Genomic DNA, 17,416 nt, shown 5'->3' with positions numbered 1-17,416 from the left:
AACTGGCTGGATTTTGCGCAAAAATCCAGCCGCCTTATCTTTTTGCAGGTTATTTTTCTTTAACGAGAAAACAGCTCTCGAATATAAGCTCCTAGCTGCTCATTTGTTAAATTACTGTCGGAGGCCCCTCGAATCATCTCAACAGTAATACCCGTCTTCTTTTTTGAATGAAGAATGTCGGTCATCCAGAGCGTTTTATATTTTGCATGTTCTTTTTTCACAAGGTTCATCGCCTGCTCAGCGGTTGCCACGTTCATTCTGCTCCAGTGCATGGCAATCTTAAAAAGAGAGGGATGGCTTAATGATAAGGACGCCAGCAAAATATATTGGACAAGAACATTCACTACTTCATCCGGCAAGTGATATCGCTTATTCAAATCTGCTATGACGGTCATGTCCATTTTTGATACTGATTTTTTCCCTGTCGTGTGCATAATCATCTGCCGGGGATGAATGCTTTTAAAGTATGCAGCAGCACTGTGGCTGGTCATAGAAAAGACCCTCCTTTTAAATAATGGTTACCTTCTTCCTTTCCCTGCCTTTTAGTTTCCGAAGCCTTATTTCCAGTAAAAATGTTTGAATTTTTCTATTCCCGGCTAATGTAGACTAACAACAATCATTTAAATTTTAAAAAAGAAAGGGTTTTTCACATGAGTACGACACACGATCTTCACCATACAGATGAAACGGTACAAGAAACAGGCACATATGTTTGTGCAGCTGGGAAAAGAGTAGAGCTGCAAAAAGGCGAACAATTTCCGGTTTGTCCGGATATGAATGAGCCCACAACGTGGCGGCACGCCAATCACGTACACAATACAGGAGATCAAGTAACAGAGGCGGATACGTACGTCGATGAAGACGGCGATCAAGTGGAATTAGTACCGGGCGATACGTTCCCTTCCTGCCCGAAATCTGGCGAATCAACGCAATGGAAACATGCGTAATCAATACCACTGTCTCACTCACTGAGGCAGGTTTTTATACAAAAAAGCTGTCCTCATTTCGAGGACAGCCTACGCTGAAAATCAGCGATTGTTTTATATTCCGGCTCTAAAAATCTGGCGATCCGGATGAAAGACGGAATTAATTCGCGATAGACATCGCTGTTTGCTTTATTTGGTACATGCTCAAACACAGTACCGCTTGCGTCTGCGGCAACGTCGAGTGAATCAATCTCCCCAAGTCCATATAATCCAAGCAGTACCGCGCCAAAGCAGGAGCTTTCAAAGCTTTCCGGCACAATTACCGGGTGGTCAAACACATCGGCCATCATTTGGCGCCAAAAGTCCGACTGCGCAAAGCCGCCAGTCGCCAGAATGCGCTGCGGCTCGCCGGTCAGCTCTTCAAGCGCAAGAAGCACCGTATAAAGGTTGTACAAAATTCCTTCAAGCACTGCGCGGATCATGTGCTCTTTTTTATGATGCAGCGCGAGCCCGAAAAATGATCCGCGTGCGTCCGCGTTCCAAAGCGGCGCGCGTTCACCGGAGAAATATGGATGAAACAAGAGTCCTTCGCTTCCCGCCGGAATACGCGCGGCAATTTCCGTCAGCACATCATATGGATCTTTTCCAAGCCGTTTGGCCGTTTCTGTTTCTGCAGCGCCCAGTTCATCCCGAACCCAGCGGAAAATCATGCCGCCATTATTCACTGGCCCGCCAATAACCCAATGATCTTCCGTCAGTGCATAGCAGAAAATGCGCCCTTTCGGATCAGTGACCGGTTTATTCGTGACCGCCCGGATCGCCCCGCTCGTTCCGATCGTAACAGCAACGTCCCCCGGTTTAATGGCGCCTGTTCCTAAGTTCGAAAGCACCCCATCGCTCGCACCGATCACAACCGGCATATCTGTCCGAATACCGGCTTCCACCGCGAAGCCCGGCGCCATGCCGCGGACAACGTGTGTCGTTGAAACCGGCTTTGACAAACGTTTTGCGTCAATGCCGGCGATTTGAAGCGCTTCTTTATCCCAATCCAGCTTTTCCAGGTTGAACATTCCTGTCGCGGAGGCGATTGAATAATCGATTACATAATCACCAAACAGCCGATAAAAAATGTACTCTTTAATGGAAAGAAATTTCGCCGTCTGCCGGAAAAGTTCCGGAAATTCTTCGCGAAGCCAAATAATTTTCGATAAAGGCGCCATCGGATGAATGGGTGTCCCGGTCCGCAGATAAATCTCGTGCCCGTTCCACTCGTTTTTAAGCTTTTCCGTCCATTTCGTGCTGCGGCTGTCTGCCCACGTAATGGACGGCGTCAGCGGCCGCCCTTCTTCGTCCACCGCAATAACGCTGTGCATGGCGGATGAAAAGGATAAAAAGCCGATATCCTGTTCCGGTACGCCGCTTCCTTCTATACACGTACGGATCGACGTCAGCACGGCCCGAAAGATTACATTCGGATCCTGCTCCGCAGCGGAAGGCTCTGGCGTATGAAGCGGATATTCCACCCCGGCCCGGTGCACAAACGCGCCGTCCTTTTTAAAGATAACGGCCTTTGTGCTCGTCGTGCCAATATCAATCCCCATCGTATATAAAAATCCCATCATCCATTCACCCTTTCGTTAATAGCCAATAATCATGCCAATGATAAACCAAACCGTAAAACTGACAAGGCCAATGCAGCTATCGATAACGCCACAAACGGATGGCCAAGGAACGTTAAGACTAAATGAGCAATATTTCCTTCTTCTTAAGAATACACTTGAAACCCTATTTAACAAAATCGAGACAAGGGGAATCATATATGATCTGTTTGTAAAATTTTCCCCACAATAAAAAAGCCATTTCCATGCCGAAGCATCAAAACAGCTCTCTTTTCGAACAATTTTATGTCCACTCATACCGCTTCCGCTCTTATTCACCTAAATCGACGTTATGATACACCTGCTGAACGTCTTCTAAATCTTCAATCACATCGATCATTTTTTCAAACTGCTCCTGATCGTCTTCTGATAATGTGACGTCATTTTGTGCAAGCATCGTCAGTTCTGCAACCGTAAACTCCGTCACACCTGCTTCTTTCAGTGCTTCCTGTACTGCATGAAATTGATCGGGTTCCGCATAGACGATGACCACTTCATCTTCTTCAAGGACGTCGCGCACGTCAATATCCGCTTCCATTAATAGCTCTAATACTTCATCTGCATTTTTTCCTTCAAGACCAAACACAGCTGTCGCGTCAAACATATACGCTACCGAGCCGCTGACACCCATGTTGCCGCCGTTTTTCCCAAATGCAGCACGTACATCAGACGCCGTACGGTTGACGTTATTCGTTAGCGCATCCACAATGACCATCGAGCCGCCAGGACCAAATCCTTCGTAACGAAGCTCATCATAGCTTTCTTCTGCGCCACCTTTTGCTTTTTCAATCGCCCGGTCAATGATCGTTTTCGGCACGCTGTACGTTTTCGCGCGCTCCAGCACCATCCGAAGCGCCTGGTTGCTTTCCGGGTTCGGTTCACCCTGCTTTGCCGCTACGTAAATTTCACGTCCGAATTTTGCATAAATGCGGCTTGTATTGGCATCTTTTGATGCTTTTTTTTCTTTAATGTTATTCCATTTACGTCCCAAACTGAACACTCGCTTTCCATTTTCAATCTATGTTTATTATACAATAAACGAAGAGTACCGTACAAAGCGGATTTACCGATCTTTAAATGCAGCCGGACGTTTTTCAATAAATGCGGTGACGCCTTCTTTTGTATCTTCTGTGCCAAATAGTTTACCAAAATGCTTTGCTTCAAGTGCCAGCCCTTCCTCAAGCGGCAGATCAATGCCGGTTAAAACAGATTCTAGCACTGCTTTTACGGATAAGCTGCTTTTTTGGGTAATGGATGCCGCAATTTCCGCTGCTTTTTGGAGAAGCTGATCTGCATCGACAGAATGATTTACTAATCCAATTTTTTCAGCCTCCCGCCCATCGATAAATTGGCCGGTTAAAATAAGTTCCAATGCTTTCGCTGTGTTCGTTAACCGGGCAAGACGCTGTGTTCCGCCGTATGCCGGAATAATGCCAAGCTTCGTTTCCGGAAGGCCGAGTTTCGCTTCATTTGCCGCAATCCGCATATGGCAGCTCATCGCCAGCTCCAGCCCGCCGCCAAGGCACGCACCGTTAATCGCCGCAATAATCGGTTTTTCGGATTGTTCGATTTTATTATAAAGCGCCTGGCCTTTTAATGCCGCTTGTTCCGCGAGTTCTTCCTGTCCAAACAAATGAGTGAACTCTTTAATGTCTGCCCCAGCAATAAAAAAGGTACCCGAGCCGGTTAGAATAACAGCTTTTACAGACGAATCACTATTTAATCGGTCGATACATTGTTCCATTTCCCGAAGTGCCATCGCATTCAGCGCATTTACCGGCGGATTTTCGATGGTTACATACGCCACACTTTTTATTACATTTACGTTAATCAAAGAAAATTTTTCCATTCCAGCTTCACTCCTATCAAAATAATAGCGCTTCTATTTTATTGTACAGGAAAATAAATGAGTATTCATTCATTATTTTAATTATCATAATTGACATGTATTTTAAATGTAAGACAAAATAAAAAGCGTTTGGACCGATTAACATTTCATTGGTCCAAACGCTTATTTTTAGTTTAGCGAATTCTTTTATTTCCCTGGAAATCCAGCCACATACTGCTTCGGAATATCGGCTTCTTTATTTAACTTCACTGCTGCTTCAAGCGTCCAGTACGGATTTCTCAGCATGCCTCTTCCAACTGCCACAAGGTCCGCTTCTTCATTGCCGATCACTGCGTTTGCCAGAACAGGTTCATCCAAACGGCCGACAGCGATGACCGGTACGTTAAGAGCCTCTTTAATTTCTCGTGCCAATGGTACCTGGTAAGCGGCATGCGTACCTGGACGTCCATGTGCCGCGATTGGACCTTCGCCGCCAGCACTAATGTGGAACATATCGACACCCGCTGCCTGGTATTCTTTTGAAAAAGCAATACTTTCCTCGATGCCGTAGCCACCATCAACGTATTCCTTAGCGGATACACGCATAATGAGCGGCATGTCAGCGGGCATTTCACTTTTTGCGGCTTCGATGACTTCTTTGCCGAATTTCGTTAACTCCTGTCCATATTCATCTGTCCGTTTATTTGTAAACGGCGACTGGAATTGATGAATGAGATAGCCGTGTGCCCCGTGAAGTTCGATCGCATCTACGCCCGCTTCGACAGCGCGGCGGACAGAAGCACGGAATTTCTCTACCATTTCTTTCACTTCGTCAGTTGAAAGAGCTCTTGGTGTTTTCGAATTTTCATCAAATGCAATAGCAGATGGGGCAACCGGCTCAGCCGCATCTTCTGCTTTACGTCCGGCATGTGCGATTTGAATCGCCACTTTCGCACCGTTGTCATGGATGGCGTCAATAATGCGCTTCAGCGCCGGGACTTGTTCATCTGACCATAAACCTAAATCATAATCGGTAATACGGCCGTCCGGCTCGATATCGGTCATTTCAATAATAATAAAACCGGTGCCGCCAATTGCACGGCTTACGTAATGGAAATAGTGCCAATCATTGGCGATCCCATCTTTTGCGGTTACTGAATATTGACACATCGGGGGCATCACGACACGGTTTTTCAGCTCAAGTCCTTTAATTGTATAAGGCGTAAATAAATGTTTCATTTAATTCAGCTCCTTTAATATATGTATGCACATGCATATAAATTATCATCTTGTTTTGTAACTGTCAAAGAAACGAACTCGTACATAAAAAAAGCTTTCCCGGGTTGGAAAGCTTTTAAACATGCTTATCTTTTCAATTGCTGGATTGTTGACTGCAGATCGTTTTGAATGGATGAAGTAGAAAAAGCCGTTTCGAGTGTAGCACAAAATGTCTGTAAAACCGCTTTAAATTTTGCTTCTCCTTCTTTCGTAAGAGACGCGTAAATAGCGCGTCGGTCGTCTTCGCAGCTATGCCTCCTGACAACGCGGCAGTTCTTTTCTTCCAATCGGTTCACGAGGCGGGACAGCGCACTTTGGCTTAAGCCTACCATATCCTGCAGCTGATACAACTTCAATTTCCTCTCCGGTGCTTCTGATAAAAACAGCAGCACATAACATTCATTTAATGAAAGCTGGTGCTGCTCCTGCAGCGCCCGCTCCAATTCTCGCGCAACCGTGGCCTGAATGGCGGTCAGGCCAAGCCATCCTTTAAACAGCAAGGCATTCTGATCATTTTCCATCTGACATTCACCTGTTTCTGTGTAAATAATCGTCCCGATGTGAAAGGTTTCTCCCATTATACTAGATTTAGTATGCTCTTTCATTATACGAAAGATTGTTTCTCCCGCAATCGGTTACAAGAAAAAAACCTTCACTCTTCTTTCCAGTTGTCATGCGGTCACCCATGAATAAAAAAAGGACTGCCTCTTTTCCAGAGGCAATCCATCTTGTTGCTGAGATTTTTTATATCCAATTTTTTTAATTGTTTCAGCGCATAAATTGTACTGATCCGCCAATTTATCAATTGGGCATCTACGCTGAAAAGCCGGTTTTGTTCATCCAGCTCTTTTCGGCCAAGCGTAAACGCCTTTTAGCCATTTATTTTCTGACAGAGTTATGTGGATCAATGACAAATTTCTTTGAAGCCCCTTGATCAAACTCTGCATAAGCTGCTGGTGCCTCATCCAGCGAAATAAGCGTGGCATTGACTGCTTTTGCGATTTGCGCCCTGCCGCTTAAGATAGAATTCATTAAATCACGGTGATACTGCATAACCGGTGTTTGACCCGTCACAAATGTATGCGCCTTCGCCCAGCCCAGTCCTAATCGAACCCTCAATGTCCCATGCTTTGCATCCTCAGTCGCTGCACCCGGATCACCGGTCACATATAAACCTGGAATGCCGAGACGCCCTCCTGCACGGGTCACTTCCATAATCGAATTTAATACGGCAGCAGGTGCCTCTCCAGCAGACGCCCCGTGCCCATGTGCTTCAAATCCGACACAGTCAATCGCACAGTCTACTTCCGGCACACCTAAAATTTGGGCAATTTGCTCATCCAGATTCGGGTATTCCTTTAAGTTGACCGTTTCACAGCCAAAGCTTCTTGCCTGTTCCAGCCGTTCACTGTTCAAGTCCCCCACAATGACAGCAGAGGCACCAAGCAGCTGCGCTGAATGAGCCGCAGCCAAACCAACCGGCCCCGCACCTGCGACATACACCGTTGACCCTGTTCTGACACCGGCGCTTACCGCACCGTGATACCCGGTCGGAAAAATGTCCGACAGCATCGTTAAATCAAGAATTTTTTCCATCGCCTGATCTTTATCCGGAAACTTTAGCAGTTGAAAATCCGCGTAAGGAACCATGACATATTCCGATTGGCCGCCAACCCAGCCGCCCATGTCCACGTAACCATAAGCTGAGCCTGGACGATCCGGGTTCACATTTTCACAAATATGCGTGTCCCGCTCCTTACAGCTGCGGCAGCGTCCACATGCGATATTGAACGGTACAGAAACAAGATCCCCTTTTTGGATAAATTCCACATCGCGGCCAACTTCAATCACCTCTCCGGTAATTTCATGTCCTAATATTAATCCACTCGGCGCAGTCGTTCTGCCCCTCACCATATGCTGGTCGCTCCCGCAAATATTGGTGGTGACTACTTTTAAAATAACGCCATGTTCGCACTTGCGCCCGACGTTAAGCGGGTTAACCCCAGGACCATCCCGCAACACCAAATCAGGATACGCAATATCCTGGACCTGTACTTTGCCTGGCTCAATATACGCAATCGCCCGATTACCTGTCATCTGAAAATCCCCTTTGTTATTGTAATTTTTCCGTGAAATCATTACTCGAACAAACTTAAAAGCGCTTTCATTTTATCAATCATAAAACATGTAAGTGACCAGCAGCTTATTCACAATATTTTGGTGTAAAAACTGTTTGTTCCCCTCCTGAAACACTATTTTAAATTTCTCACCCTATTTGAATACCCACTTCTCTATAAATTAATGACAAAACAACTATTTTATTTCAAAAATTTGTTCTGATCATTCTGTCTGTCCAGCCTTTCGCAGCCAAAGCTGGTGTTTCCTGTCTCGCTGGCTTTCTTCATAGATTCTATATTTGCTATAATGAAATGTAAACAAAAAGAGAGGAATGGTTTACATGAATAGAGTGCTGCGTGGACACCACCTTTTGTGTGTTCATGGCTTCAGAGGAATGGGATATAGCGAAACTTTTGCCGATACGATGACTGAAATTGTGAAAGAAATACGTGATGAAACAATCGATTTTCCTATTCAAGTACAAATGTTACTAGACGATGCATGCGCCGCCTGTCCTCATAACGGCGGAACAGTATGTGCAGCAGGGCCCCAATCAGAAGATCATGTTACTTCAATGGATCGCCGGGTGCTGAACAAGCTCGGACTCCAGCCAGGTGGTATCTACTCCAAATCTGAGCTGGTCCGATTAACGGCTGAAAAGATTCAGGCGGATGACCTCGATCATGTATGCGCAGGTTGTTCGTGGCTTTCATACGGCGTCTGTAAAGAAGGCATTGAAAATCTTCGCCGGGGGAATATTTCACAAAAATAAACACCGTCTGTTATTCCAAGACGGTGTTTATACGTTCTATACTTAAGCAGACAAGCTATTCAAAAACGCTTCAATTTCTTCCTGCGTTTTCCGGTCTTTGCTGACAAAGCGGCCTGCTTCTTCTCCATTGTGGTACGCCACAAAGCTTGGAATGCCAAATACGTCCAGTTTGCCGCACAAATCAATGAATTCATCCCGGTCTACAGAAATAAATTGATATTCCGGATAATCCGCTTCAATTGCCGGCAAGATCGGCTCAATGACCCGGCAGTCCGGGCACCAGTCTGCTGAAAACATAAATACGATCCGCTCTTCTTTTTTCAACTGCTCAAATTGTTCCATGGACTGTAATTTTTCCACTTTTGTTCCCTCCAGCTTTTTTCAAGTACAGCCTATTATACGCCTTTTTCGGATAAAGAAAAAAGAAGAAGACTTGGGACGATATTTTCATTTTAAAGGCGGTATTTGATACGGTTAGGGCGGTAAATCATTTTCCCGCCCCAAGCGCGCCAAAAACCGCCCTTATTGTAAATATACCGGCCCAATTAGCGCAAATTATAAATCCTGCGCGTTAAACGTATCGCCATTTTTTAAATTGCCTGACTGAAAGCCGCGGTAAAACCAATTTTTCCGCTGCTCTGATGTTCCGTGTGTAAAGCTGTCCGGCACGGCGTGTCCTTGCGCGCGTTTTTGAATCGTGTCATCTCCAACAGCGCTTGCTGCCGTCAATGCTTCTTCTAAATCCCCTTCTTCAAGCACGCCCATCCCTTGAGCATGCTGTGCCCACACACCCGCGTAATAATCAGCCTGCAGTTCAAGCTTTACCGAATACTCGTTATACTCTTCTTCACTTAGACGATTCCGCATCGCATGCACTTTCTGTGACGTGCCAAGCAGCGTCTGAACGTGATGCCCGACTTCATGCGCGACGACATATGCCATCGCAAAGTCACCTGGTGCCTGGAATTGATTTTGAAGCTCTTCATAAAAGCTTAAATCAATATAGAGCTTTTGGTCGCCGGGACAATAAAACGGCCCGACCGCTGACGTCGCCGTTCCGCAGGCTGAATCCACACTGCCTGAAAACAGCACAAGCACCGGCTTCTCATATACCATGCCTTCTTCTTTAAACACTTCCGTCCAGACATCTTCCGTATCCGCCAGCACGACCGATACGAACTCGGCAAGCTCCTGATCCTGTTCGGTTTCCTGATATGGTTCATTGCTGCCCGTTCCAAGCAGCTGCGATGGGTCTCCGCCCATTAACGTAAAAATCAGAACAAAAATAAGACCGATTCCACCAATACCGCCGCCAAGAACGGCTTTGCCGCCCATGCCCCGGCGGTCTTCCACATTCGAGCTGCCTCTTCTTCCCTGCCATTTCATCGCATTCCCTCCTCGAGCCACACCTTATCGTACTAGTGTTATACCCAGTGGAGGATTTAATTAGACGGATGGAAGAAAAATATTTTCTTTCATTGCGATGTCATTCGAATCATGACAGATTAAAAAGCAGCATGATCCATTTTTGTTTTTTTATGTACAAAAAAGTCCGTCACCTTTTCACATATGTGAAAGAATGACGGATTTTCTTTATGTTAATACGAGTATTATTCGCTTTGCTGTGCTGTATTTTCATCCATCCACATGACTTCCCACATATGACCATCGATATCTTGAAAACTCCCACCGTACATAAAACCTTCATCGATCAGATCATTTGCCGCTTTCCCGCCGGCTGCCAATGCTTTTTGAACGATTTCATCTACCTGCTCTCTGCTGCTTGCCGAAAGCGCGATAATGACTTCTGTGCTCGCGGATGTATCAGCAATCTTTCTCTTCGTAAAAGATTGAAAGAACTCTTCAACGAGCAGCATGACAAAAATATGATCACTGATTACCAGACATCCCGCGTTTTCATCTGTAAATTGAGGATTAAATTCAAAACCGATTTCCGAGAAAAACGCCATTGACTTTTGCAAATCTTTTACTGGTAAATTGACGAAAATTTTGTCTGCTTGCATGCCCATTTTTCACCCTCTGTTTATTTTTTGTTTCACGTTATATATTCTCTGTTTTCTTTATATTTCCTTTATTAACACCCTTCTTTTGTTTCAAGATATACGCCTCAAGCTGCGCAAGTGTCCCGGCAAATCCCTGTTTAATGCTTTCTTGCGCGGATCGTCTTTCCTTTTGTATCCGCGAACGAATGAATGAAAACAAGTGTATTCGGCGATTCCACTTGCAGGTAAACATACTTCCCGTTTTCCGTTCTTTTCTGCTGTGAAAAACAGTATAATTGAAGTAGAATTCGAATAGAAATGAGGATGTGCAATGAAGCGAATTGCGGTTTTTTGCGGCTCGGCCGACGGGGCCTCGATAGAATATAAGGCTGGAGCTGCTTTACTTGGCCAAACATTAGCAGCGCAAGGGATTGGACTTGTATACGGCGGATCAAGCACCGGGTTGATGGGCACGGTCGCCGATGCCGTTTTACAGAATGGCGGCGAAGCAATTGGCGTTATTCCAACATTGCTGGAGGAGCGGGAAATTGCCCACACACAGCTAACCGAGCTGCACATTGTTGGCTCGATGCACGAGCGAAAAGCAAAAATGGCGGAGCTGGCCGACGCATTTATTGTGCTGCCAGGAGGCGCCGGTACGATGGAAGAGTTTTTCGAAGTTTTTACATGGGCGCAGATCGGCCTTCATCAAAAACCCATTGGCCTTTTAAACGTCGCGCGTTATTTTGACCCGCTCGTTTCCTTTTTTGATCATATGACGGATGAGCGTTTTTTGCAGGAGCAGTACCGGACGATGCTTCTTGTGGACAAGTCGCCTGAGCGATTACTGGAAACATTTCATACTTACACACCGCCTTCAGTCAAAACACATGAAACAGAGACAACCGTATAAACGAAAAAGCATGCTCCCTGTGATGGAAGACATGCTTTTTCACTTTATTTCTTCAATAATCAACTATTCCTCATTCCCTTGAACCGGCAAAGACACCGTTACGGTTGTCCCTTTCCCTTCCTCACTTTCAAACAAAATGTCACCGCCGTGTTCCTTAATAATTCGCAGGCTTACCATGAGACCAAGTCCGGTTCCTTTTTCCTTATTTGTATAAAAAGGCTCCCCAAGCTTGGCGATCCGCTCTTGCGGCATGCCAACCCCGTGGTCCACAATGGCTATGGAAAACATGCCTTTTTCTTTTCTTGGGTAGATCATAATGATAGCGTTATCTGGAGAGGCTTCGATTGCGTTTTTCAAAATATTAATGAACACTTGCTTTAGCTGGTTCGCGTTTCCTGTAAGAAGCATATCTTCAGAAAAAGACTCCATTTGAATGGTTGCATCTTTTATCATTGCCTGCATATTCAGAAGCCCCACCACATCCTGCATTAAGTCCTTCAGTGAGATCGTTTTTTTGACCGCCATTTCAGGCTTCGCCAGCACAAGAAGCTCACTGGAGACAAAGTGGATGCGCTCTAGCTCATCCATCATAATCGTTGTATACATCGGATCAATTGAAGATTCCTGTTCAATCAATTGCACAAATCCTTTTAAGGACGTTAGCGGGTTTCGAATTTCGTGGGCAACACCCGCCGCAAGCTCCCCAACAATGTTCATTTTTTCCGTTCTGCGAATATACTCTTCTTTCTGTTCCATCTCGGTCACATCATTCGCTACACAGAGCAGTTCTTTATGACTTTCAGAAAAGAAAATTGGCTTTTTTGTCATTTGCACCGTGTACACGCGATCCTCATTAACGTATAAATACTGCTTTTCCTTTACTAGCCGTTTGTTGTGCTTAAGCAAAGAAAGATCTTCTTTTACCGCTTTTTCGGCATAATCAAGGAACGAACTAAAATCCTGTTCACTTTTCCCAATCATTTGCTCAGGTGTCGTATTATATAAATCGGCCAATGCAGCATTCACCATAGAATAACGGCCTTTTTGATCTTTTGCATAAATAAAATTCGGATTGGCATCAATCACCTTTCGTAGAAATAACTGCTGGATGAGCAGCTGCTCATTTACTTCTTCCATCCTGTCATAATTCATTTTCACATTAGCCGTAAAGATACCCATAACCAAAATGATGAGCGCTAAAGTTGCTTGAAACAATGGACTGTCCGGTGATAGATTTACAATGCCAAATGAGTAGGCCAAAAAAAGAGAAATAAAAAAGATCAGCAAAAATGTACGGCGGTGTTTATCCACTATCCTAGATGTTAAATAAATAGCCAGCAGATCAACTGCAAAAATAAGCAGCACATGAATGGAAAAAGTCCAGCCAAGTGCACCAGGCAGCGGGTAATAAAAGACCTCTTTAAATGGATCGATGGAATGCCGCTCAAAGTCAGCAATGCCTAGTGATGTCCAACCGATCAAGTATACACCTATACTCCATATTAAAAGACCTATATACGTAGAGCGATTCACAATCTTTTTTAAAAACCTTTTTTTGCGAGGCGATAATTTCAGCTCCTCAAAAAAAAGCAGCTGATAAATCATATAAAACAGCAGCGGCGCAAAAATAACTGTGCCAATTCTAAAAAAGCGGAATAAGCGCTCAATCGTTTCCTGCTCTATCCAGCCTTCTCCGTATAATACAGTAATGCTGAGCTGCCACATACAAACGGCACAATAAAAAATAGCAAGAGGGTATGTGATTCGCTGATGTTTTATCCGGAATAAAATCACAACAGCGGTCAGCGGAATAAGGCTGAAAAAGATCATGAGTAAAAATGCCATGCGATCACCTTTAAAATTTAATTAGTTTTTTTCATCGTACAGGAAAGAAGGCAATATTTCGAATGTTTTTCTAAAAAAATAAATGTCAGAATACTTAAATCATTATGTTTTTTGTAGAAAAAGAAAGGGAATGAAAGTAGGGGAAGATGTCCTATTGGGGAGCTTCCAATGAAAAGAACTCTCCCGCTTGCGGCTGCATTTGTTTTGTTTTTCAGCGCATTCATTATCGATTCAAAGGCAGCAAGCTTTACAGATCTTCGGGCAACGAGTCCATTTTATGAAGAAATGATGTTTTTGAAAAACGAACGGATTATTTCCGGCTCTTCGGATTCTACCTTCAGGCCGGATGAACCCGTTATGCGCGGTCAATTTTCTGACTTCTTGGCCCGTGCTTTAGATGACCGATTCAAGGTCGAGAAGCCGAGTTACGCAATGGATCAAACCAAAGTATACAGATACAGCGCGGATGAGGTCGGCATAATTGTCTATTCCTTTTCGGACACAGAACCGAACGGATGGAATGTTTGGGAGACGTATGAAGGCAGTGTTAAAGCGGAAACTCCGATGGCAGAGCATGAAGACAGCGCCGAGCTATTTAACATCTGAAGGACCTGTTTCAATCGTACAGCTGCTCAAATATCCGATTACAGAAGGCCAGTCCTGGCCCCTCAATCCGAATGGAACGGGAGAATTAATTATTACTTCAACAACCAAAACGGCTCGTTGATCTACTATGCGCCAAACATCGGCAGAATTGAATCTTTGGTCCGCGGTGCAGTCATGCTTGAACTGACGGAACTGGAGCCCCGGTAAAAAGACAGATCATTGCAGCTTCTACTTTCCCATCGGCAGAAAAATTTTTTCGCCGGTCCAAACGCTCTTAGATGCGCCCCAAAAGAAAAAAATCCGATCTCGTTTACGGAAGATATAGCGTAACGGTTAAATATGATCATTTATTATAGCTAAAAGTTATATCAATCTGCTAAATAAAGATCGACAATGGTTTGCAGCTCCTGCAAATAAACATGCGCCATCCGGCCAAGCTGTGTTTTTTCATGCGCGATCCAGCCAACCGTAATCGCTTCCTCCGCTTGGAGCGGCACCGGAACAATATCAGAGCCATTTAAGTCTTCGCTTAAAATCCCCGTCGAAATCGTATAGCCATTCAGCCCGATCAATAAATTAAACAGTGTCGCCCTGTCGCTCACATGAATGCTTTTTTGACGTGGCAGTGTACTGAAGATTTCTTCGGCATAATAAAACGAATTGAACTCTCCTTGCTCAAACGAAAGCCGCGGGTACTCTTCCAATTCCTCAAGCGTCACCGATGATTTCCCAGCGAGCGGATTTTGCGCACTGACAAAAACATGCGGCTTCGCTTCAAACAGCGGATGAAACAGGAGACTTTCTTCCTTCAGCAGCTGGCGCATTACTTTTTCATTAAATGAGCTAATGTATAAAATGCCGATTTCACTGCGCAAGTTTTTCACGTCTTCGATAATTTCATACGTCCGTGTTTCCCGGAGCGTAAATTGATACTCATCCGCGCCATGCTTTTTAATCATTTCAACAAACGCATTGACCGCAAAGGCATAATGCTGTGTAGATACCGAAAAAAGCTGCTTGGATGGCGCCGAATTCAAATAGCGGCCTTCTAACAGCTCCGCCTGCTCCACCACCTGCCGTGCGTATCCCAGGAACTCGGCTCCATCTGTTGACAGCGTAATGCCCTTTGACGTCCTAATAAAAATGGTAATCCCAAGCTCCGCCTCCAGCTCCTTCACCGCTTTAGACAAGCTTGGCTGCGACAAAAACAGCCGCCGCGCCGCTTCATTAATCGACCCGCAATGCACAATTTCAATCACATATTTTAATTGCTGTAACGTCATTGTTTTATTCCTCATTTCTTTTACTTTTTATATTCATAAAACAGACATAATAGTCAGCGTTAAAAATTCCGCCAGTAAACTCCTAGTATACATAAAGATCACTTCCAAAGCATCGTACAACCAAAAGCCGCTAAGCACAGAAAAATTGGGATTTTCTCTTCCCGTGCCGCTTCATTACATTTAATCAAACTCTCCATTTTTTGTTAAATAATTTACAATAACCATTTCAACACAAAAAAACCGCTAATCATTCTTAGCGGTTTTCTTCCTGCAATATGCGGTTCATCGCTGCTTCGTAAATACGGTAGTCGTGATCGGAAAACAAGGTGAATGCCACGTAACCAAAGGAATGCTTCTCCAAAAAATCAACAACGGCCTGAAGCGCAACGACCGATGCCTTCTCAATCGGAAAGCGATACACGCCGGTTGAGATGGACGGAAATGAGATGCTTGTCACTCCATTTTCCACCGCGAGATGTAATGCGTTTCGGTAACAGCCAGCCAGTTTTCCTTCTTCCCCGTCCGAACCATCATTCCAAACCGGGCCGACCGTGTGAATGACATAATCAGCTGGAAGATCGTGTCCTTTTGTGATGACCGCTTCACCAGCCGGCAGCTCTTCTCCGTTCAGCTTTTCCATCCGTATTTTCTTGCATTCATCCAGCATGGCACGTCCAGCTGCGTGGTGAATAGCGCCATCCACGCCACCGCCGCCAAGAAGAGATCCGTTCGCTGCATTCACGATCGCGTCTGTTTCCTGTTCCGTAATGTCACCCACCACTAATTCCAGCGTATTTTCATTTATTTTTGTTTTCATCGTTTTCACTCCTCGAAATAATAGTAATATCGCGCATAACAAACCCGCTTTTCGGCACACTTGGCATGCTGGTCATACTGAAGCTGGTGTCCTGATCCGGAACAGTATACGACAGGCGGTTCACGAGAAAATTAACGCTCACTTTCATTAATTCAATCGTGATCCATTCCCCGGCACATCGATGCCCGGTATGATAATCACCGCCGCCTTGAGGGATAAAATCAAACGGGCTTTTATCCCAATCTTCAAATCGACCGGGTTGAAACAGATCGGGATTCTCCCAAAGCAGGGGATCATGATTCGTCCCATACAAATCGAGAAGGGCAAGTGTTCCTTCTTTAAAGTCCATGCCGTTCCACTCAAAATCCGTTTTCACTTTCGCCCCGGTAAATGGGAAAAACGGATAAAACCGGCGGACTTCCTGGACAAAATATTTCGTATACGACTCCTCTACAGAAGTCAGCTTCGGCTTTTCTTCCGGAAATTGATGCAGTGCCAGCGCCGTAAAGGCAAGGTAAATAGAGACTGCCGTGATCGGCCGTAAAATATTGATCACTTCCACCGCCGCCGTTTCGGTATCCAGTAATTCACCGGTTAGTTCTTTGTGATGTGAAAAAACATAAAGGGCTGATTCTTCCGGTGGATGAAGGTTATCTTCACGGATTTGCTCGATCAGGCCGCCAATCCATTTTTCCACTTTTCGTCTTGCGCGGCGTGTTTTCCAATAGGCCGGGCCGGCTGAAACAGACGATTCAAACATTGCGCTAAGTTCCGAAGTCCGCTGCCTCGCATCTTCTTCTGAGAGCGGCACACCGCCCCATTCGCACGCAATGCGGCATAGCAATTCTTTCGCTTCTTCATATAGAACAATTTTTGTTTGCTGCGCCCATTTTTCAGCTGCTTTTGTCCATTGCCGCTCTGCCACATCCGTCAGACGCATGATCTCTTTCGGTGCCATCAGCGACATAAACGCCGCTTTTCGCTGCTGGTGCGCTTCCCCATCAAGCGTCTGCACGCCGCCTTCGCCAAACAATGTTTTCAATACTCTCTTTGGCGCGGCACCTTCCCGCTTGAATTTTTCCGGGTCGTAAAACAGCTTTGCTGCTTCTTTGCCGCCCATGCATACAGCCGGTTTGCCCATTAAGCGTGTTTCAAATATATCCGCCTGAAACGACCGGCGCCGGTTCGGTATGTACAAATACCCTTCTCTTAACAGACTCAGGCTTTGATCCAGTCCTTCTTCTTTTGGCATACCATTTTCACCAGACATAAACACTTCTCCTTCTTTAGAAAGCTTTTTTGTTTGTTTTCCCTTTTCAGCTCAAAATATCTCTTTTTTTAAAGATTCTTCATGGAAAATATCTCACGA

The 17,416-nt window shown here is 45.1% G+C and carries 19 protein-coding genes; 5 read left to right on the top strand and 14 right to left on the bottom strand.

What is annotated here, in order from left to right; genetic code table 11:
* Positions 1-59: 59 nt before the first annotated feature.
* Positions 60-491: a DnaD domain protein gene (locus tag NLX67_RS13300; protein WP_046179570.1), complete on the bottom strand. Its 432-nt coding sequence runs from the start codon at positions 489-491 to the stop codon at positions 60-62.
* Between the two features lie 159 nt (positions 492-650).
* Between NLX67_RS13300 and NLX67_RS13295 the strand changes: the two genes are divergently transcribed.
* On the top strand, positions 651-947 hold the full coding sequence (locus NLX67_RS13295; protein ID WP_046179571.1) for a hypothetical protein: 297 nt from the start codon (positions 651-653) through the stop codon (positions 945-947).
* 53 nt (positions 948-1,000) lie between these two features.
* On the opposite strand, the gene gntK is transcribed toward NLX67_RS13295, so the two are convergent.
* The 6 genes from gntK to fdhA form a co-directional block, all read right to left on the bottom strand.
* The gene (gene gntK, locus NLX67_RS13290) at positions 1,001-2,548 is read right to left on the bottom strand and encodes a gluconokinase (protein WP_254312057.1); all 1,548 of its coding nucleotides are present in this window, start codon (positions 2,546-2,548) and stop codon (positions 1,001-1,003) included.
* 307 nt (positions 2,549-2,855) lie between these two features.
* A complete protein-coding gene (locus NLX67_RS13285; RefSeq protein ID WP_254312056.1) occupies positions 2,856-3,575 on the bottom strand; it encodes a YebC/PmpR family DNA-binding transcriptional regulator in 720 nt (239 codons plus the stop codon).
* Between the two features lie 72 nt (positions 3,576-3,647).
* Positions 3,648-4,433 (bottom strand): enoyl-CoA hydratase, encoded by a 786-nt coding sequence (locus tag NLX67_RS13280; protein WP_254312055.1) that lies wholly within the window; start codon positions 4,431-4,433, stop codon positions 3,648-3,650.
* A 186-nt stretch (positions 4,434-4,619) separates the two neighbouring features.
* Positions 4,620-5,651, bottom strand: a complete 1,032-nt coding sequence (locus NLX67_RS13275) for an NADH:flavin oxidoreductase/NADH oxidase (RefSeq protein WP_046179575.1) — start codon at positions 5,649-5,651, stop codon at positions 4,620-4,622.
* 125 nt (positions 5,652-5,776) lie between these two features.
* A complete protein-coding gene (locus NLX67_RS13270; RefSeq protein WP_046179614.1) occupies positions 5,777-6,211 on the bottom strand; it encodes a MarR family winged helix-turn-helix transcriptional regulator in 435 nt (144 codons plus the stop codon).
* A gap of 358 nt (positions 6,212-6,569) precedes the next feature.
* Positions 6,570-7,787 (bottom strand): formaldehyde dehydrogenase, glutathione-independent, encoded by a 1,218-nt coding sequence (gene fdhA / locus NLX67_RS13265; RefSeq protein WP_254312054.1) that lies wholly within the window; start codon positions 7,785-7,787, stop codon positions 6,570-6,572.
* 361 nt (positions 7,788-8,148) lie between these two features.
* Here fdhA and NLX67_RS13260 point away from each other — a divergent pair, with 361 nt between their 5' ends.
* Positions 8,149-8,580: a DUF1284 domain-containing protein gene (locus NLX67_RS13260; protein ID WP_254312053.1), complete on the top strand. Its 432-nt coding sequence runs from the start codon at positions 8,149-8,151 to the stop codon at positions 8,578-8,580.
* A gap of 42 nt (positions 8,581-8,622) precedes the next feature.
* On the opposite strand, the gene NLX67_RS13255 is transcribed toward NLX67_RS13260, so the two are convergent.
* The 3 genes from NLX67_RS13255 to NLX67_RS13245 form a co-directional block, all read right to left on the bottom strand.
* Complete coding sequence (locus tag NLX67_RS13255; protein WP_254312052.1) at positions 8,623-8,940, bottom strand: thioredoxin family protein; 318 nt, start codon at positions 8,938-8,940, stop codon at positions 8,623-8,625.
* 195 nt (positions 8,941-9,135) lie between these two features.
* Positions 9,136-9,966 (bottom strand): KPN_02809 family neutral zinc metallopeptidase, encoded by an 831-nt coding sequence (gene ypfJ, locus NLX67_RS13250; RefSeq protein ID WP_254312051.1) that lies wholly within the window; start codon positions 9,964-9,966, stop codon positions 9,136-9,138.
* A 224-nt stretch (positions 9,967-10,190) separates the two neighbouring features.
* On the bottom strand, positions 10,191-10,610 hold the full coding sequence (locus tag NLX67_RS13245; RefSeq protein WP_046179580.1) for a VOC family protein: 420 nt from the start codon (positions 10,608-10,610) through the stop codon (positions 10,191-10,193).
* A 304-nt stretch (positions 10,611-10,914) separates the two neighbouring features.
* Here NLX67_RS13245 and NLX67_RS13240 point away from each other — a divergent pair, with 304 nt between their 5' ends.
* Positions 10,915-11,496 (top strand): LOG family protein, encoded by a 582-nt coding sequence (locus tag NLX67_RS13240; RefSeq protein ID WP_046179581.1) that lies wholly within the window; start codon positions 10,915-10,917, stop codon positions 11,494-11,496.
* 63 nt (positions 11,497-11,559) lie between these two features.
* Here the strand turns inward: NLX67_RS13240 and NLX67_RS13235 are convergent, their stop codons facing one another.
* The gene (locus NLX67_RS13235; RefSeq protein WP_052728406.1) at positions 11,560-13,341 is read right to left on the bottom strand and encodes an ATP-binding protein; all 1,782 of its coding nucleotides are present in this window, start codon (positions 13,339-13,341) and stop codon (positions 11,560-11,562) included.
* Between the two features lie 168 nt (positions 13,342-13,509).
* Between NLX67_RS13235 and NLX67_RS13230 the strand changes: the two genes are divergently transcribed.
* Positions 13,510-13,947: an S-layer homology domain-containing protein gene (locus NLX67_RS13230; protein WP_254312050.1), complete on the top strand. Its 438-nt coding sequence runs from the start codon at positions 13,510-13,512 to the stop codon at positions 13,945-13,947.
* Positions 13,916-14,068 carry a hypothetical protein gene (locus NLX67_RS13225; RefSeq protein ID WP_156154012.1) on the top strand — a complete coding sequence of 51 codons (153 nt, stop codon included), beginning with the start codon at positions 13,916-13,918 and terminating at the stop codon, positions 14,066-14,068. The genes NLX67_RS13230 and NLX67_RS13225 overlap by 32 nt, the downstream gene beginning before the upstream one ends.
* Before the next feature lie 247 nt (positions 14,069-14,315).
* Here NLX67_RS13225 and NLX67_RS13220 read toward each other — a convergent pair whose 3' ends face one another.
* From NLX67_RS13220 to cypC, 3 genes are all read right to left on the bottom strand, one after another.
* Positions 14,316-15,230 (bottom strand): LysR family transcriptional regulator, encoded by a 915-nt coding sequence (locus NLX67_RS13220; protein WP_254312049.1) that lies wholly within the window; start codon positions 15,228-15,230, stop codon positions 14,316-14,318.
* Between the two features lie 253 nt (positions 15,231-15,483).
* The gene (locus NLX67_RS13215; RefSeq protein WP_254312048.1) at positions 15,484-16,047 is read right to left on the bottom strand and encodes an O-acetyl-ADP-ribose deacetylase; all 564 of its coding nucleotides are present in this window, start codon (positions 16,045-16,047) and stop codon (positions 15,484-15,486) included.
* Positions 16,028-17,317 carry a CYP152 family fatty-acid peroxygenase CypC gene (cypC, locus tag NLX67_RS13210; protein WP_254312047.1) on the bottom strand — a complete coding sequence of 430 codons (1,290 nt, stop codon included), beginning with the start codon at positions 17,315-17,317 and terminating at the stop codon, positions 16,028-16,030. Before cypC ends, NLX67_RS13215 begins: the two co-directional genes overlap by 20 nt.
* Positions 17,318-17,416: the final 99 nt, after the last annotated feature.

The organism is Domibacillus sp. A3M-37, assembly GCF_024213455.1.
Taxonomy (GTDB): Bacteria; Bacillota; Bacilli; order Bacillales; family Domibacillaceae; genus Domibacillus; species Domibacillus tundrae.
This window is presented reverse-complemented; position numbering and strand designations above follow the sequence as displayed.

Coding starts and splice junctions, on each gene's coding strand:
- NLX67_RS13300 (WP_046179570.1), bottom strand. CDS start 491: ATGACCAGCCACAGTGCTGCTGCATACTTTAAAAGCATTCATCCCCGG.
- NLX67_RS13295 (WP_046179571.1), top strand. CDS start 651: ATGAGTACGACACACGATCTTCACCATACAGATGAAACGGTACAAGAA.
- gntK (WP_254312057.1), bottom strand. CDS start 2,548: ATGATGGGATTTTTATATACGATGGGGATTGATATTGGCACGACGAGC.
- NLX67_RS13280 (WP_254312055.1), bottom strand. CDS start 4,433: ATGGAAAAATTTTCTTTGATTAACGTAAATGTAATAAAAAGTGTGGCG.
- NLX67_RS13275 (WP_046179575.1), bottom strand. CDS start 5,651: ATGAAACATTTATTTACGCCTTATACAATTAAAGGACTTGAGCTGAAA.
- NLX67_RS13270 (WP_046179614.1), bottom strand. CDS start 6,211: ATGGAAAATGATCAGAATGCCTTGCTGTTTAAAGGATGGCTTGGCCTG.
- fdhA (WP_254312054.1), bottom strand. CDS start 7,787: ATGACAGGTAATCGGGCGATTGCGTATATTGAGCCAGGCAAAGTACAG.
- NLX67_RS13260 (WP_254312053.1), top strand. CDS start 8,149: ATGAATAGAGTGCTGCGTGGACACCACCTTTTGTGTGTTCATGGCTTC.
- ypfJ (WP_254312051.1), bottom strand. CDS start 9,966: ATGAAATGGCAGGGAAGAAGAGGCAGCTCGAATGTGGAAGACCGCCGG.
- NLX67_RS13245 (WP_046179580.1), bottom strand. CDS start 10,610: ATGGGCATGCAAGCAGACAAAATTTTCGTCAATTTACCAGTAAAAGAT.
- NLX67_RS13240 (WP_046179581.1), top strand. CDS start 10,915: ATGAAGCGAATTGCGGTTTTTTGCGGCTCGGCCGACGGGGCCTCGATA.
- NLX67_RS13235 (WP_052728406.1), bottom strand. CDS start 13,341: ATGGCATTTTTACTCATGATCTTTTTCAGCCTTATTCCGCTGACCGCT.
- NLX67_RS13230 (WP_254312050.1), top strand. CDS start 13,510: ATGAAAAGAACTCTCCCGCTTGCGGCTGCATTTGTTTTGTTTTTCAGC.
- NLX67_RS13225 (WP_156154012.1), top strand. CDS start 13,916: ATGAAGACAGCGCCGAGCTATTTAACATCTGAAGGACCTGTTTCAATC.
- NLX67_RS13220 (WP_254312049.1), bottom strand. CDS start 15,230: ATGACGTTACAGCAATTAAAATATGTGATTGAAATTGTGCATTGCGGG.
- NLX67_RS13215 (WP_254312048.1), bottom strand. CDS start 16,047: ATGAAAACAAAAATAAATGAAAATACGCTGGAATTAGTGGTGGGTGAC.
- cypC (WP_254312047.1), bottom strand. CDS start 17,317: ATGTCTGGTGAAAATGGTATGCCAAAAGAAGAAGGACTGGATCAAAGC.